Genomic DNA, 13,868 nt, shown 5'->3' on the forward strand with positions numbered 1-13,868 from the left:
TCGCATGTCTCCATATAGTCCCGCCGGCACTTCCCCGCGCAAGCCGGGCCAGGAGGTTCAGGTCACCCTAGAACTTCTTGTAATGTCGTGGATGCCTTTTATGTTGGGTGTTGCTCGCTATGCTTGGTGCGAGAATGTCCCATTATTCGACTTTTGTCGATGGGTCGCCGGGCGTCTTGCTTGGTCTGTCGGTTCAGCGGTACAGGCGGAAGTGTTTCCAGTCCGGGCGTTGCTCGGCCTCCTCAGGGGTCTTGCGATAACGCTTGTATTCCCACTGATATTGGGCCGGGTCCAGGGCGATAGCGGTTTCGACGCTGGCGTTGACACCGGCGGCGGAGGTTCGTTCGTCGCTGTCGTAGACGCGCTCGTCGGCAGCCAGGAAATGGATGGAGAAGCCGCGTCCGGGTAGACGACGGGCCACGCCGGTAACCACGCGGGCCTCGGTACGTGCTACCAGCTTGGGCAGCAGTGTGGCGGTATAGGCCTGACGGCCGAAGAAAGGCGCGAAGACACCGCTGTCCCAACCCGGCTCCTGGTCCGGAAGAATGCCGATCGCCTCGGTGCGTTTCAGGGCCTTGAGCAAGGCGGCCACTCCGCGAGGATTCGTGGGTACCAGGCTGGCCCCTTGACGCTCGCGCCCCCGGCGGATGATGGGATCGAGTGCTGCCAGCTTGGGCGGCTCGTACATCGCCGTGAAGGGAAAGTGGCTCGACAGCCAGAAGTTGAGCACTTCCCAGTTGCCGAAGTGCGGCGCCAGGACGATGACGCCCTGGTCATGACGGCGCGCGTCGTCGAGTAGTTCCCGGCCGTGCACTTCCTGGATCGCGTCGGAAACGCGGCGGGCATCGCCCAACCAGGCGAAGCCGAGTTCGAGCATGGTGGCGCTGGAGTGCACCAAGCTGTCCTGGACGAGGCGCCAATGTGCCGGTTCGGTAAGCTCGGGATAGGCTTGGCGCAGGTTGATCTGGGTGACCTGGCGTTCGCGTTGGCTGAACCGTCGCACCAATGGGCCGATCAAGCGGGCCAGCCGCCAGAGCGAAACGGGACGCCAGCCGGAGAGCACGCGCCATAGTGCGACGATCGCCCGGCTTTGCAGGCGTTCGATGGACGACTTGAGGGTAGCCATGAATCAGACCAGCCAGGTATCCACATTGTCCGGCTTGCGTTGTTCCTGCAGGCCCTTGAACCCCTTGACGCAGCGGATGACCAGCCAGATCACGGCCAGCAGCCAGGTGACAAAGCCGATGAGGATGAAGGTCAACAGGCCGGATGCGACGAAGTAGACCAGTCCGATCCAGAAGGTGCGGATCTGATAGCGATAGTGCTCATCGAGCCAGTCGGGTCCTTTGCCGCGATAGACGTAGGCGATCACCACGCCGACCAGGGAGGTTAGCCCGCCGGTGACGATGCCTGCCAGATGCAGCGCGTAGATGACCATGGGAATGGTCGTATCGGGCTTGGGGTTGGACTCGACGACTATGGAGTCTTGGGATGAGTTCTCGTTCATCGGTCATCCTTGAAGGTGAGTGAGCGTGATGGTTGCCCGGATCATGATACCTGGCACCGCAGCCGATGCCACCGGGCATGTTTTGGTGTCAACGCAGCGGTCGGCTGATTTCCAGCAGATTGCCGTCCGGGTCGCGCAGATAGAGGGACTCGAGTTCACCAGTGGCGCCCTGACGCTTGACAGGGCCCAGCTCGACGTCCACCGACAGGGCCTGCAGGTGGCGATGCACCTCGTCCAGGGGCAGTTGGCTGCGCAGGCACAGGTCCAGGCTGCCCGGTGTCGGCGTGGCGGCACGGGGCTCTATGTCGGTGGCGGTCCAGTGCAGGCGCAGTGCCATGTCGCCGAGCATCAGGTCAACGCGCTCCCGGTCGCGATAGCGCACATCGAGCCCCAGGACTCGACTATAGAAATCCACGGCACGGGAAATATCGGTCACGGTGATGACCAGATGGTCCAGACCTGACAGCATGCATGTCTCCTTCAACGATGTTTCCAGCAAGAGAATACGATGATGCAGACGTGTCCGCTATGCGCATCGCCCGATATCGGGCTCTATCATCGTGGTAATGAACGTGAGTACCTCTCATGCAGACACTGTGAGCTCGTTTTCGTGCCCGCATGGCAACACCTGCCCGCGGCCGAGGAGAAGGCTGTCTATGATCAGCATGAGAACCATCCCGGCGACCCCGGTTATCGCCGCTTCCTTGGGCGCTTGTTCACACCGCTGGCGGCGCGGTTGGCGCCTGGTGCGCACGGGCTCGATTTCGGCGCAGGGCCCGGGCCGACCCTGTCGCTGATGTTTGAAGAGGCTGGGCACTCGATGGCGATCTTCGATCCCTTCTATGCGCCGGACGCGTCAGTATGGCAACGACATTATGACTTCATCACCGCTACCGAGGTCGTCGAGCACCTCGCCGCGCCGGGCAGGGAAATCGAGCGCCTGCTCGACCGTCTGAGGCCTGGTGGCTGGCTGGGCCTGATGACCAAGCGCGTGCATCCGCGTGAGGCCTTCGGCGATTGGCACTATATCCGTGATCCCACTCATGTGACGTTTTTCTCCGAGTCGACGTTTCAATGGCTGGGGCGTCGTTTCGACCTGGACGTGACCTTCCCCGCCGACGATGTCGTGCTGTTGCAGAAGCGATAATCGGATGGTTTCCATAACAGGCCGTTATTGCAAGAAAGGGAATGCGCAAGGTGGTGAAAACCGTTTGGTCGGTATGTGAAGCCGGCGTATAGTCGGCTCGATACCGCGCCACGCCGCCAGCCGTGGCGCTTTCCTTCTTATTGCCACGAGAGCCTTGCATGTCACGGCAACTGCTGCTCATGGCCCTGGCACCGTTGCTGGGATTGTTCATCCTCGCCATCGGTAACGGGTCTCTCGCTACTCTGACCACCTTGCGTCTGGATTCCGCCGGTTATTCGCCCCAGGTCATCGGCTGGGTGTCGTCGGCCTATTTCATTGGCCTGGCCCTGGGCGCGCTGTTCAACGATCGCTTGCTGTTGGCGATCGGCCACATTCGCGCCTATGGCAGCTTCGCCTCTCTGGTGGCCGTGGCCGTGCTCCTGCAAGGCCTGTTTGCCGACCCTGCGGCCTGGTTCGTGCTTCGCCTGATCGGTGGCTGGGCCACGGTCGGAGTCTTCCTGGTCATCGAGAGCTGGCTGTTGACTGCCGGCGAGGCGAGGGTTCGAGGGCGCCTGCTGGCGCTCTACATGATCGCCATGTATGCCGCCGGCGTGGTGGGGCAATTGATGCTCGGTGTCGCCCAGTCCTTGGGAGACACCGCGCCGTTCATGATAATCGGCATGCTGGCCGCGCTCTCGGTGCTGCCCATGGCCATGATCCCCCGGGTGACGCCGTTGCTGGAGAAAGCAGAGCCGCTTTCACCGTTGCGCCTGATTACCCTGACACCCACCGGCGTGATGGGCAGCTTCGGCTCGGGATTGGCGGTGGCGGCGGTCTACACCTTGTTGCCGCTTTATCTGCAGGGGCTTGGCCATGGTATCGATCGGGTCGGCCAGTTGATGGCGGTGATGGTGCTTGGGGCCATGTTGCTGCAGTACCCGGTGGGCCGCTGGTCGGATCGCCACGACCGGCAGATGGTCCTGATCTTGATGGGGGCTGCCTGTGTTCTGATTTCCGCCGGCATTATCTGGCTACCGCTGGGTGGCTGGGGCCTGGCTGGCTTGCTGTTCCTGCTCGGCGGCGGGGTGTTCTCGCTGTATCCGGTTGCGGTCGGCCACGCCGCCGACCGCGCTCCCGCCGGTGCCCTGGTGCGCATGAGCCAGGGGCTGCTGTTGATCAACGCTATCGGGGCGACCCTGAGTCCATCGGTCATCTCGCCGGTCATGGCGGTGGTGGGGGACGAAGGACTGTTTTGGTGTATGGGCGTGTTGGGTGTCGCACTGGTGGGATTCTTCGCCTGGCGTCGCAGTGTACGCCCGGCGCCGGTGCCGGTCGCTCCCTTCTCGCCTGCCACGCCACTCAGTGCGGTGGGGGCTGAGCTGGCGGTGACCGACGAATGGGTGCAAGGCGCGCTGGAGCACGAGCATGTGGAGGACCTCTCCCGAGCCGTGCCCGATGTGGAAGTGGCTGAGCCCCTGATGGGGCCGCCGCCGCCCGATGAGGCCCATATTGCCTATTACGAGGATGATGAGGACTGCGCCGGGCCGAAAGGTGCGACCTAGGCATAATGGTTCATGAGGCCTTGTGAAAATAAGCTCGTGCGTCAGTCTTTGTCTGCCGAGGAGTCATTATGACCCCCTATACCGCGCCCGTCCGTGAACATCGTTTCGTACTTGAAGAGCTGCTCGAACACGAGGTCTTGTCGCTGCCTGGTTTCGAGGAGGTTGGTGCCGACCTGGTCGAAGCGGTGCTCGAGGAAGCCGCGCGTCTTACCGGAGACGTGTGGGCACTGCTGAATGCCAGTGGCGACCGACAGGGCTGCGTACGCCGCGATGATGGCGGCGTGAGCGTACCGGAAGGCTTTGCCGACGCCTATCGCGCCTACGCCGAAGGCGGTTGGAACGGTATCGGCGTCGATCAGGCGAATGGTGGGCAAGGACTGCCCGAAGTGGTGGCCAGTGCTGTCCAGGAGATGCTGCATGGCGCCAACATGGCCCTGGGGCTGTGTCCGATGCTGACCGCCGGAGCCATCGAGGCGCTCATCCAGCATGGCGACGAAGCGTTATGCGAACGCTATCTGGCGCCGCTGGTCGAGGGGCGCTGGACGGGCACCATGAATCTCACCGAGCCCCAGGCTGGTTCCGATCTTTCCCAGGTGCGCACTCGGGCCAAGCCGAGCGGCGAGGACGGCGTGTATCGCCTGACCGGCCAGAAGATCTTCATCACCTGGGGCGAGCATGACTGCGCCGAGAACATCCTTCACCTGGTGCTGGCACGCCTTCCCGATGCTCCCGAGGGCAACAAGGGGATCTCGCTGTTCCTGGTGCCCAAGTTTCTGGTCGATGACGGCGGTGCTCTGGGAGAGCGTAACGATGTCGTCTGTACTGCCCTGGAGCACAAGATGGGCATCCACGGCTCTCCGACCTGTGTGTTGAGTTTCGGCGAGCGAGAGGGCGCCATCGGCTATCTGGTCGGCGAGCCCGGGCGCGGGCTCAATCACATGTTCACCATGATGAACGCCGCGCGTCACAAGGTCGGCATCCAGGGCATCGGCGTGGCCGAGCGCGCCTGTCAGCAGGCGCTGGCCTACGCCCAAGAGCGTCGGCAGGGGCGTCGAAATGGTGCTGAGTGCGCGATCGCCGAACATCTCGACGTGAAACGCATGCTGCTGTCGATGCGGGCACGCACCGATGCCCTGAGGGCCCTGGCACTGACATGCGCGGCCCAGATGGACAAGGCGCGCCATGCCGAGGAGGAGGAGACGAGGCAACGGGCGCAGGCCCGGGTCGATGTCCTGATTCCGGTGGTCAAGGCCTTTTCCACCGATCAGGCCGTGGAAATCGCCTCCCTGGGCATCCAGGTGCACGGTGGTATGGGCTACATCGAGGAAACCGGTGCCGCCCAACTGCTGCGCGATGCGCGTATCGCGCCCATCTACGAGGGCACCAACGGTATCCAGGCGCTGGACCTCGCCGGTCGCAAACTGGGGCGTGATGGTGGTGCCGCTCTCGCCGCCCTGATCGATGACGTCGAAGCCACCGCCGCGGCGCTGTCGGCCCGCGAGGGGCTGATGGCCCTGGGCGAGAGCCTGGCCGGCGGGGCGGCCGATCTGCGCGCCGCCATGGCCGTGGTACTGGAGGGAGGTCGCGATCCCGAGCAGGGGGCTGACGCCATCCAGGCCTTCGCCACGCCTTTCCTGTCGCTGGTCGGTCATGTCCTGTGCGCCTGGCAGATGGGGCGCGCCGCTCTGGTAGCCGAAACGGCCTTGGTCGCCGGCAATACCGACCCCTTCTATCATGCCAAGCTGGCCGCCGCCGACCATGCCTTGCGTCACTGGTTGCCACTCGGACGCGCCCAGCGTGCGGTGATCGAGGCCGGCGTGGACAGCCTGTCGCGCTATGCTCCCGATAACGATTGATCGCCCCATCGAAAGGAGCGATTGCCGCCCAACCAAGCGTTCGCTAGGGTTGGGTTCGAAGCATCGTCGTTTCACAACATGAGGAGCTACCATGAGCGAGCCGTTGATCGAGGTACGGGACAACGCCGGTATCGTGCGTCTGACCATCAATCGTCCCAAGGCGCTCAATGCCTTGAACAGCGAAGTGATCGCCGAACTCGAGCGTCTGCTGAGCGATCTCGAAGGGCGTGACGACCTGCGTGCCGTGCTGCTCACCGGTGCCGGCGAAAAGGCCTTCGTGGCCGGTGCCGACATCACCGAGATGCGCAGCAAGACGCCGCAGCAGGCCCGCGACTTCGCCGGCCAGGCACTGAGGACCATCAAGCGGCTGGAGACCTTGCCGGTGCCGGTGGTGGCCCTGGTCAATGGCTTCTGTCTGGGCGGCGGCTGCGAGCTGGCGCTGGCCTGCGACTGGGCGGTGGCCAGCGACAATGCCGTCTTCGGTCAGCCCGAAGTGCAACTCGGCGTGATCCCCGGTTTCGGAGGGACACAACGGTTGCCGAGGCGGGTCGGGCCGGCCATGGCACTGGATCTGGTGACCACCGGGCGCAAGATCGATGCTGCAGAGGCGCTGCGCATCGGGCTGGTCAATCGCGTCATGGCCCAGGACGAACTTGAAGCCTATGCGGACGAGTTGGCCCGGCAGCTCGGCGGCAATGGACCGCAGGCGGTGCGCAGTGCCAAGCAGGCCGTGCATGATGGTCTGGATCAGGACCTGGACACTGCCCTGGCCCTGGAAAACAGCCTGTTTGCGCTATGCTTTGCGGGAGAGGAGCAGACCGAGGGCATGGGCGCCTTCGTCGAGAAGCGCAAGCCGAACTTCTGACGTCGCACTGCTGGTATCTTGCCTCGGACGGCCACGGCATGACGCCGTGGCCATTTTGTTCGTTGTAACCGTCATCGGAACAGGTACTGTCGAGGCGACGAAGGGAGGGGGCTCAATGGTCGTGCAGCTTGGACGTGCCGAGCCACGTCACCTGTCTACCGTACTTGAGCTGGTACGTGCCTTTCATGAGGAAGAAGCTTTAGCGCTCGAAGAGGAACAGCGTATCAAGGCGGTAAGCATGTTGTTGGAGAACGACCACTATGGGCACGTTTTTCTGATATATGCTGGAGATGACCTGGTCGGTTATCTCGCGGTGTGCTTCGGTTTCTCGATCGAGTTCGCCGGTCGCGATGCTTCTCTCGATGAGCTGTATGTCATCCCGGAGGCGCGTGGCCTGGGGACGGGTAGAGAAGCTCTCGTACGGCTTTCGGAGACGATGAGGGACAGTGGGATTGCCGCTTTGCATCTTGAGGTAGAGAAGTCGAATGATCGCGCGCGTGGCCTCTATCGTGACCTCGGGTTCACGCCTCGTGATCACTATGGGTTGATGTCAATGCCGTTGTTGTGAACCTGGCTCGCGGACAAGGTCGAAGGCAATGCCGGTCAGACTGCATGGGCATGACATTCGAGGGGCCAACACAGGAAATCAGGGAGTGATAGATGAAAACCATCGGCCTGTTGGGCGGCATGAGCTGGGAATCCACCGAGAGTTACTATCGGGCACTCAATACCGGGGTCAAGGCGTCGTTGGGCGGGCTGCACTCGGCGCGGGTGGTGATGGTCAGCGTCGATTTCGCCGAGATCGAGGCGCTGCAACGCCAAGGAGACTGGAAGGCCATGGCGAGCATCCTGGTGCGGGAGGCGCGCCGTATCCAGGCCGCCGGGGCGGACATGCTGCTGATCGCCACCAATACCATGCATAAGGTGGCGCCCGAGGTGGCGGCGGCCATCGACATTCCATTGCTGCATATCGCCGATGCCACCGGAGAGCGGCTGGTGGTCGATGGCATGCAGCGCGTCGGCCTGCTGGGGACCCGCTTCACCATGGAGCAGGACTTCTACAAGGCCCGCCTGACCGAACGTTGCGGCATCGAGGTGCTGGTACCCGAGGAGCAGCAGCGGCAGCGAGTCCATCGGGTCATCTATGAAGAACTGTGCCAGGGGCGGATCGATCCGCGGTCGAAGGCCGAGTATCTCGAGATCATCGAGGCGTTGCGCCAGCGGGGAGCCGAAGCGGTGATTCTCGGCTGCACCGAAATCGCCTTGCTGGTCAATCAGACGGACACGGACATGCCACTTTACGATACGACGGCGATCCACGCCGGTAGCGCCGTCGCCTTGGCGCTCGAGACTTGAGAAGGCTTTGGCGACGGGCAGCGGGAAGGACGCGTTGGTAAAGTACAGGGTTCGCGAAATTAGCCAGGGGAGAGGCAAGGTGCGCATTACCCAGCTCAACATCTATCCGGTCAAGTCGCTACGCGGGATCGGCCTGGAGACGGCATCGATCACCGCGCGAGGGTTCGCCTTCGACCGGCACTGGATGATCATCAATGACGACAACCGTTTCGTGACTCAGCGGGAAGTGCCTGCCATGGCCCAGGTGCGGGTACGCCTCGAGCCGCAGGCGTTGATGCTCGAACATGACGATGCCACCGAGCCGCTGGTCGTCGAGTTCGGGCGTGACGAGGTGGCGCCACGGCTCGCTGTGCGTATCTGGAAGGATGACTGCGAGGCGCTGGACGAGGGCGCCGAGGCCTCCGCCTGGCTGACTGAGGTGCTTGGCCGGCCCGACGGAAGCCGCCTGAGGCTGGTGCGCTTTCCTGATAATCAGCGGCGTGATATCGACCCTGATCATCTGCACGGCGAGAGTGCCGAGACCGGTTTCGCCGATGGCTATTCCTTCCTGGTAACGTCCGAGGCGTCACTCGTGGCACTGAATGCGCGACTCTCCGACAAGGGGGGCGATGAGGTGCCGATGAGTCGGTTCCGGCCCAATATCGTGGTGCAGGGCGATGAGGCCTTCGACGAGCGGGAGTGGGCTGAGCTTGGCAGCGATGAGGCCGGGGTGCGCCTGGGGCTGCGCAAGCCCTGCAAGCGTTGCAAGATCATCACTCAGGATCAGTATACCGGCGTGGCGCCGGCACCCAAGGAGCCGCTCAAGACGTTGGTCGAGATGGCGACTCAGCCGGGCATGAAGGGGGCCTTCTTCGGCCAGAACGCGATCCTGCTGGCCGGCCAGGACAGGGAATTGCGGGTAGGCGACCGCCTGACCGTCTCGAGGTGCCACGCGGATTGAATATGCTGGCCTGGTCTCTCGTGCCCGCCCGTGCAGGGGATGAGGCCTGGGCGGCAGCGCTGGTCGCCGACAACATGGCGTCGGCCGATCGACGCCATGGCATCGATTGGTGCCGTGCCCGCTTCACCGACGACTGGGAGATCGGCGAAAATTATCTGTTGTGGCTGGGTAAGGAACGCATCGGGTATCTGCGACTGTGGCAGGCTGAGGACCGAAGCTATCTTCAGGATATGCAGGTTGTCGCCGAGTATCGCGGTCGGGGGTGGGGAAATCTCATGCTGGATGAGGTCAAGGCGATGGCATGGTCGCGCGGCGCGCATGCCATTCGGCTCAAGGTCTTCGAGGATAGTCCCGCTCTGCAACTTTATTGGCGACACGGGTTCGAGGCCCTCATGCATGAGCCTCCCCTTATCGGCATGGAGTGGTCACGGCTTCGGTAAGCCGGCGGCCTGAACGACGATCAGCGGGCCGGGTCGATCAGGCCGCCGAGTGAGGCGTTGCGGCGGAACCAGCCGGCGATGCTGGCCCGGGGCAAGCGGGTCGGCAGCACCTCGTGGGGAATCGTTTCGGCGAGAAAGCAGACGAAAGTGCCGGCTTCAGGGCGGACGCGTGCCACTTCGCGGTCGTCGTCCGGCGAGTAGATGACCATCTCGCCCCCGCCGTCCGAGGGCCAGTCGGGAGTCAGGTAGCCGACCGTGGAAATCACGCGATTGGCGCGTCCCTGGAAGCTGTCCAGGTGGCGTCGGTAGAAGGCGCCAGGCGGGTAGTGGGCGAAATGGGCCTCGTACTCGAAGAGTCCCAGGAACAGCGCCTGGTTCAAGGCTCGCTGGAGATCGCCCATGGCCTCGAGATAATGACGCTGGGCCTGGCTCTCGCGGTCCAGCCAGCGGATGGCGTCACCGCGCACATCGCGACGCAGATGATGGTTGTCGCCACGGCCGATGCCAGCGGCAACCAGGGCGTCGCGTTCCGTCATGGCGTCGAGTTCGGCATGCAAGGCCTCGCACAGGGGCGCGGACAGGAAGGATGGTCCTACGTACCAGCCTTGGGTGACCAGACTGTCGATCAGTTCGCCCAGACGGGCCTCGGGGAGGCGTGGCGAGTAGCTCATGGGGCGGACATCCGGCGGGCGGGGTGGTGCCGCAATTCGCCGCCGGGTCGCTGAAAGAGGCTGATTGGCATGTCGAAGCCCTCGGAGAGCAGTTCCACCAGCATCATCGACGATAATCCCCAGATGACATGTTCGTCCTGGCGATAGCTGGGTACGTAGTAGTCGCGTTCGTCGACGCGGATTACGTCGGTATGAGTGCGCTGGTCGTCGAGGAAGCAGCGCACTGGCACCTCGAAGATGGCATCCAACTCGTTCGGATCCGGTGTCAGCGGCAGGTCGGGGGGAATCACGCCAACATAGGGCGTCACCAGAATGCCATGCAGCGAGACGACATCCGAGAGCCGTCCGAGGATTTCCACGCGCTCGGCGGGAAGGTCGATTTCTTCCCGGGATTCGCGCAGGGCGGTGGCCAGCAGGTCCGGGTCGTCGGGCTCGCGCTTGCCGCCGGGGAAGGCGACCTGGCCACTGTGGGTGGAGAGATGCGCGGCGCGGCGGGTGAACAATAATGTCGGCTCCGACCGGGCCACCAAGGGAATCAGCACGGCGGCCTGGGGCAGATTGAGCCGCAGTCGACGAGGGGCATGTGCTTGCAGGCGCTCGCGAAGTTTCTCTAACATGGTGTTTCCGTCGGGTTTCACCCCTTTTACCCAGTCGCCGAGCGCGGCGTCAAGTCAAGTCCGGGCCGGGAGCGCGCTTTCGGTTCGTCAGGGAGGACCATGAACTTTTGCAGCCATTGTGGCCAGCCGGTCCGCTTCGCTATTCCCGAGGGCGACGATCGGCCGCGCTATATGTGCGACGCCTGTGGCACCATCCATTACCAGAATCCGCGCATCATCGCCGGGACCTTGCCGATCAGCGGCTCGCGAATCTTGCTGTGCCGACGTGCCATCGCGCCACGCAAGGGCTACTGGACATTGCCGGCGGGCTTCATGGAGAACGCCGAGACCACCTTGGAAGCGGCGGCCCGCGAGACTCGGGAAGAAGCCTGTGCCGAGGTGGCACTGCACGGTTTGTATACGTTGATCAACCTGCCGCATATCAATCAGGTTTACATGATCTTTCTGGCCGATCTCGATGGCGGGTTCGATGCCGGGCCGGAGAGTCTCGAAGTGGCGTTGTTCGAGGAGAGCGAGATTCCCTGGGATGAGCTGGCTTTCCCCACCATCGAGCGGACCCTGCGTCACTTCTACGATGATCGACGCGAAGGGCTCTATCCGTTGCATGTCAGCGATATTACGCCGGAGGATAGGGAGCGTTATTTCGGCTCGGCTTGATCAATCTGAGGTTGGGGCTGACATCTTCCTTAGATGTCCTCCAGGCGCCACACATCGAATGCCGGTTCCTCGTAGGGGTGAGCCTGCCGCAGTGCTGCCACGGCGTCGCGGATGAGGCTGTCGTCACAGACGAGTTCGACCTTGAGCTCGGCGACCCTTTCCAGGTCGCCGACGCGTCCTATGTGCGGGTCGGCTCCTTGCAGAGGGCGGAACTGCCCGGTGCCCCGGGTCTGGAAACAGCACGCCTCGTAGTCGCCGAAGCGTCCCGCTCCAGTGGCGAAGACGGCTTCTTTGACGGTCTCGGCATCCTCCTCGGGAACGAAGAAAGCGAGTTTGTACATGAGACGTCCTCTTTCGGTGGTTCGTGTCCATCCTCATGGCTGATCCCGGAGATGACAAGATGCAAGGGCACTTCGTGCGGCGAGCATCATTTCGACCGGCGTCTCGACAAGCGGACGGAGCGAATTCATGGATAGCGAATTGCGCGATTTTCTGAGATCCATCGACCTGTCGCCGCAGGGCGAGCCGCGCCCGCTGGGTGGTGGAGACATCGCGGCAGTGTCGTGGCTGGAGACCGACCAGGGCCCGGTGGTGATCAAACGTGACGATCCCGAGCGGCTTTCCGGCGAGGCCGAGGGCTTGCGCGTTCTGGGGCAGGCGACGTCTCGGCTGATGGTGCCCGAGGTCCTGGGCGAGGGTGATGGCTGGCTGGTCATGGAAGCACTGGAAAGTGCCGGACTAGCCGGGCGGGACGAGACGGCCTTGGGGGTGGGCTTGCGCGAGCTGCATGATACGACCGCGGCGATGCATGGCTGGCATCGCGACAATGCCTGTGGTTCCACACCGCAGCCTAATGAACCTCTTGAGGATGGTCGCGCCTTCCAGCGTGAACGCCGTCTGCTGCCGTTGACGCGGGCCTGCCATGACGGCGGCCTCATCGACGCCCGCTTGCGCAACAGGCTGGAAAACGTCGCCGCCGATCTCGAGACCTGGTTGGCGCCTGCGCCGGCGAGTCTGGTGCATGGCGATCTCTGGTCGGGCAATGTGCTGTTCACTCCCCAGGGACCGGCGATCGTCGACCCGGCGGTCTATCGGCATTATCCCGAGGTGGATTTGGCCATGTTGACGTTGTTCGGTGCGCCCGGGGAAGGCTTCTTCGCGGCATACTGGGATGGAGCCGCCCCCGCCGACTGGCCGCGTCGCGAGGCGCTTTTCCAGTTGTATCCGTTGCTTAATCACCTGTTGTTGTTCGGTGGCGCTTACCGTAGCGGCGTCGAGCGTGCCGTGGGGCGAGTCGAGGCTGGCTGAGCTCATTCTGGCGCTGGTGCTCGGCGTTGCCCGAACAGGCGGCGCCACCAGGGGGCTCGGGTGTCGCTCGGGATCGGGGGTTGCACGGGCTGGGTCAGGAAGTCGAGGATCGGCTCCACCTGGCTGGCACGGTCGAGCATGGGCGCGTGCCCGCATTCGGGCACTTCCAGGCTGACCAGGTCGGGGCGTGATTCGCGCATATTGTCTATACTCTCGGCGCTCAGCAGCGTGGAAGCGCTGCCGCGTATCACCATCACGGGGCAGCGGATGGCCCGCCAGTCGTTCCAGAGGTCCCGCGGTGTGTCATGGATGAATTGCTCGCCGATGCGTGGATCGTAGTGGTGAGTCCAACTGCCATCGGGAAGCCGGCGGGCACTGCTCAGCGCCAGCCGCCGCCAGGCATCGTCGTTCTCGATACCGAAACCGACGTAGTGGCGACGCAACTCGGCTTCCAGCTCACTGAATCGGGTGAAGCGATGAGGGACGGCAAAGTAGGAAGCCAGCGAGGCCAGGCCATCGGCTTCGAGTTCGGGGCCGACATCATTGAGTACCAGCCTGTCGATGCGCGATGCGGTGTCCTTGTCGGCCGCCAGCAGCAGGCCCAGCAGGCCGCCCATGGAGGTGCCGACCCAGGCAATTCGTTCGAGCTCGAAATGATCGAGCACCGCCTTGGCAATCGTCATGTAATGCGAATAGAGATAATCGTGGGCGGGGTAGAGCGACCAGCTGGAAAGGCCGCGACCTGGTGTGTCGGGCGCCAGCACGCGCCATTCGGGACCAAGCAGGCGCGCGAGGTCGTCGAAGTCGCCGCCATGACGTGCCAAGCCATGCCAGGCGATGAGGGTTCGGGGGGCGTCCGGGTTCCAGACCCGTACGGCGATTTCCAGTTCCCGGACCTTGAGCAGGGTCAGTTCATCCATTGTAGTGGCATCCTTGTTGGTCTGCGCTACGCTGCTTTGCAGG

The 13,868-nt window shown here is 63.5% G+C and carries 17 protein-coding genes; 10 read left to right on the forward strand and 7 right to left on the reverse strand.

Going from position 1 to position 13,868, the window contains the following annotated elements; translation table 11 throughout:
* Nucleotides 1–193 precede the first annotated feature (193 nt).
* The 3 genes from FZZ93_RS05460 to FZZ93_RS05470 form a co-directional block, all read right to left on the reverse strand.
* A complete protein-coding gene (locus FZZ93_RS05460) occupies nt 194–1,126 on the reverse strand; it encodes a lysophospholipid acyltransferase family protein (protein ID WP_149321325.1) in 933 nt (310 codons plus the stop codon).
* 3 nt (nt 1,127–1,129) lie between these two features.
* Complete coding sequence (locus tag FZZ93_RS05465; RefSeq protein WP_149321326.1) at nt 1,130–1,507, reverse strand: DUF4870 family protein; 378 nt, start codon at nt 1,505–1,507, stop codon at nt 1,130–1,132.
* An 88-nt stretch (nt 1,508–1,595) separates the two neighbouring features.
* Nucleotides 1,596–1,976 carry a VOC family protein gene (locus FZZ93_RS05470; protein WP_149321327.1) on the reverse strand — a complete coding sequence of 127 codons (381 nt, stop codon included), beginning with the start codon at nt 1,974–1,976 and terminating at the stop codon, nt 1,596–1,598.
* 39 nt (nt 1,977–2,015) lie between these two features.
* On the opposite strand from FZZ93_RS05470, the gene FZZ93_RS05475 reads away from it, so the two are divergent.
* From FZZ93_RS05475 to FZZ93_RS05510, 8 genes are all read left to right on the forward strand, one after another.
* Nucleotides 2,016–2,654 carry a class I SAM-dependent methyltransferase gene (locus FZZ93_RS05475; protein WP_149321328.1) on the forward strand — a complete coding sequence of 213 codons (639 nt, stop codon included), beginning with the start codon at nt 2,016–2,018 and terminating at the stop codon, nt 2,652–2,654.
* A 158-nt stretch (nt 2,655–2,812) separates the two neighbouring features.
* On the forward strand, nt 2,813–4,195 hold the full coding sequence (locus FZZ93_RS05480) for an MFS transporter (RefSeq protein WP_149321329.1): 1,383 nt from the start codon (nt 2,813–2,815) through the stop codon (nt 4,193–4,195).
* 68 nt (nt 4,196–4,263) lie between these two features.
* A complete protein-coding gene (locus tag FZZ93_RS05485) occupies nt 4,264–6,051 on the forward strand; it encodes an acyl-CoA dehydrogenase family protein (protein ID WP_149321330.1) in 1,788 nt (595 codons plus the stop codon).
* A gap of 91 nt (nt 6,052–6,142) precedes the next feature.
* Nucleotides 6,143–6,916 (forward strand): enoyl-CoA hydratase-related protein, encoded by a 774-nt coding sequence (locus FZZ93_RS05490; protein WP_149321331.1) that lies wholly within the window; start codon nt 6,143–6,145, stop codon nt 6,914–6,916.
* 115 nt (nt 6,917–7,031) lie between these two features.
* Entirely contained in the window at nt 7,032–7,484 is a 453-nt protein-coding gene (locus FZZ93_RS05495; RefSeq protein WP_149321332.1) for a GNAT family N-acetyltransferase, read from the forward strand.
* Nucleotides 7,485–7,576: 92 nt separating this feature from the next.
* The gene (locus tag FZZ93_RS05500; protein ID WP_149321333.1) at nt 7,577–8,272 is read left to right on the forward strand and encodes an aspartate/glutamate racemase family protein; all 696 of its coding nucleotides are present in this window, start codon (nt 7,577–7,579) and stop codon (nt 8,270–8,272) included.
* Nucleotides 8,273–8,351: 79 nt separating this feature from the next.
* Entirely contained in the window at nt 8,352–9,212 is an 861-nt protein-coding gene (locus FZZ93_RS05505; protein WP_149321334.1) for an MOSC domain-containing protein, read from the forward strand.
* Nucleotides 9,213–9,214: 2 nt separating this feature from the next.
* Nucleotides 9,215–9,652 (forward strand): GNAT family N-acetyltransferase, encoded by a 438-nt coding sequence (locus FZZ93_RS05510; protein WP_149321335.1) that lies wholly within the window; start codon nt 9,215–9,217, stop codon nt 9,650–9,652.
* Nucleotides 9,653–9,672: 20 nt separating this feature from the next.
* On the opposite strand, the gene FZZ93_RS05515 is transcribed toward FZZ93_RS05510, so the two are convergent.
* Both FZZ93_RS05515 and FZZ93_RS05520 read right to left on the reverse strand, forming a co-directional pair.
* Nucleotides 9,673–10,323 carry a 2OG-Fe(II) oxygenase gene (locus FZZ93_RS05515; RefSeq protein ID WP_149321336.1) on the reverse strand — a complete coding sequence of 217 codons (651 nt, stop codon included), beginning with the start codon at nt 10,321–10,323 and terminating at the stop codon, nt 9,673–9,675.
* Nucleotides 10,320–10,940, reverse strand: coding sequence for a CoA pyrophosphatase (locus FZZ93_RS05520; RefSeq protein ID WP_149321337.1), 621 nt, complete (start codon nt 10,938–10,940; stop codon nt 10,320–10,322). Before FZZ93_RS05520 ends, FZZ93_RS05515 begins: the two co-directional genes overlap by 4 nt.
* 99 nt (nt 10,941–11,039) lie before the next feature.
* Here FZZ93_RS05520 and FZZ93_RS05525 point away from each other — a divergent pair, with 99 nt between their 5' ends.
* Nucleotides 11,040–11,597, forward strand: a complete 558-nt coding sequence (locus FZZ93_RS05525) for an NUDIX hydrolase (RefSeq protein ID WP_149321338.1) — start codon at nt 11,040–11,042, stop codon at nt 11,595–11,597.
* 29 nt (nt 11,598–11,626) lie between these two features.
* Here FZZ93_RS05525 and FZZ93_RS05530 read toward each other — a convergent pair whose 3' ends face one another.
* Nucleotides 11,627–11,938: a YqfO family protein gene (locus FZZ93_RS05530; RefSeq protein WP_149321339.1), complete on the reverse strand. Its 312-nt coding sequence runs from the start codon at nt 11,936–11,938 to the stop codon at nt 11,627–11,629.
* 127 nt (nt 11,939–12,065) lie between these two features.
* Here FZZ93_RS05530 and FZZ93_RS05535 point away from each other — a divergent pair, with 127 nt between their 5' ends.
* Nucleotides 12,066–12,905 (forward strand): fructosamine kinase family protein, encoded by an 840-nt coding sequence (locus FZZ93_RS05535; protein WP_149321340.1) that lies wholly within the window; start codon nt 12,066–12,068, stop codon nt 12,903–12,905.
* A 2-nt stretch (nt 12,906–12,907) separates the two neighbouring features.
* Here the strand turns inward: FZZ93_RS05535 and FZZ93_RS05540 are convergent, their stop codons facing one another.
* A complete protein-coding gene (locus tag FZZ93_RS05540; RefSeq protein ID WP_149321341.1) occupies nt 12,908–13,825 on the reverse strand; it encodes an alpha/beta fold hydrolase in 918 nt (305 codons plus the stop codon).
* Nucleotides 13,826–13,868: the final 43 nt, after the last annotated feature.

Source organism: Halomonas eurihalina, assembly GCF_008274785.1.
Taxonomy (GTDB): Bacteria; Pseudomonadota; Gammaproteobacteria; order Pseudomonadales; family Halomonadaceae; genus Halomonas; species Halomonas eurihalina.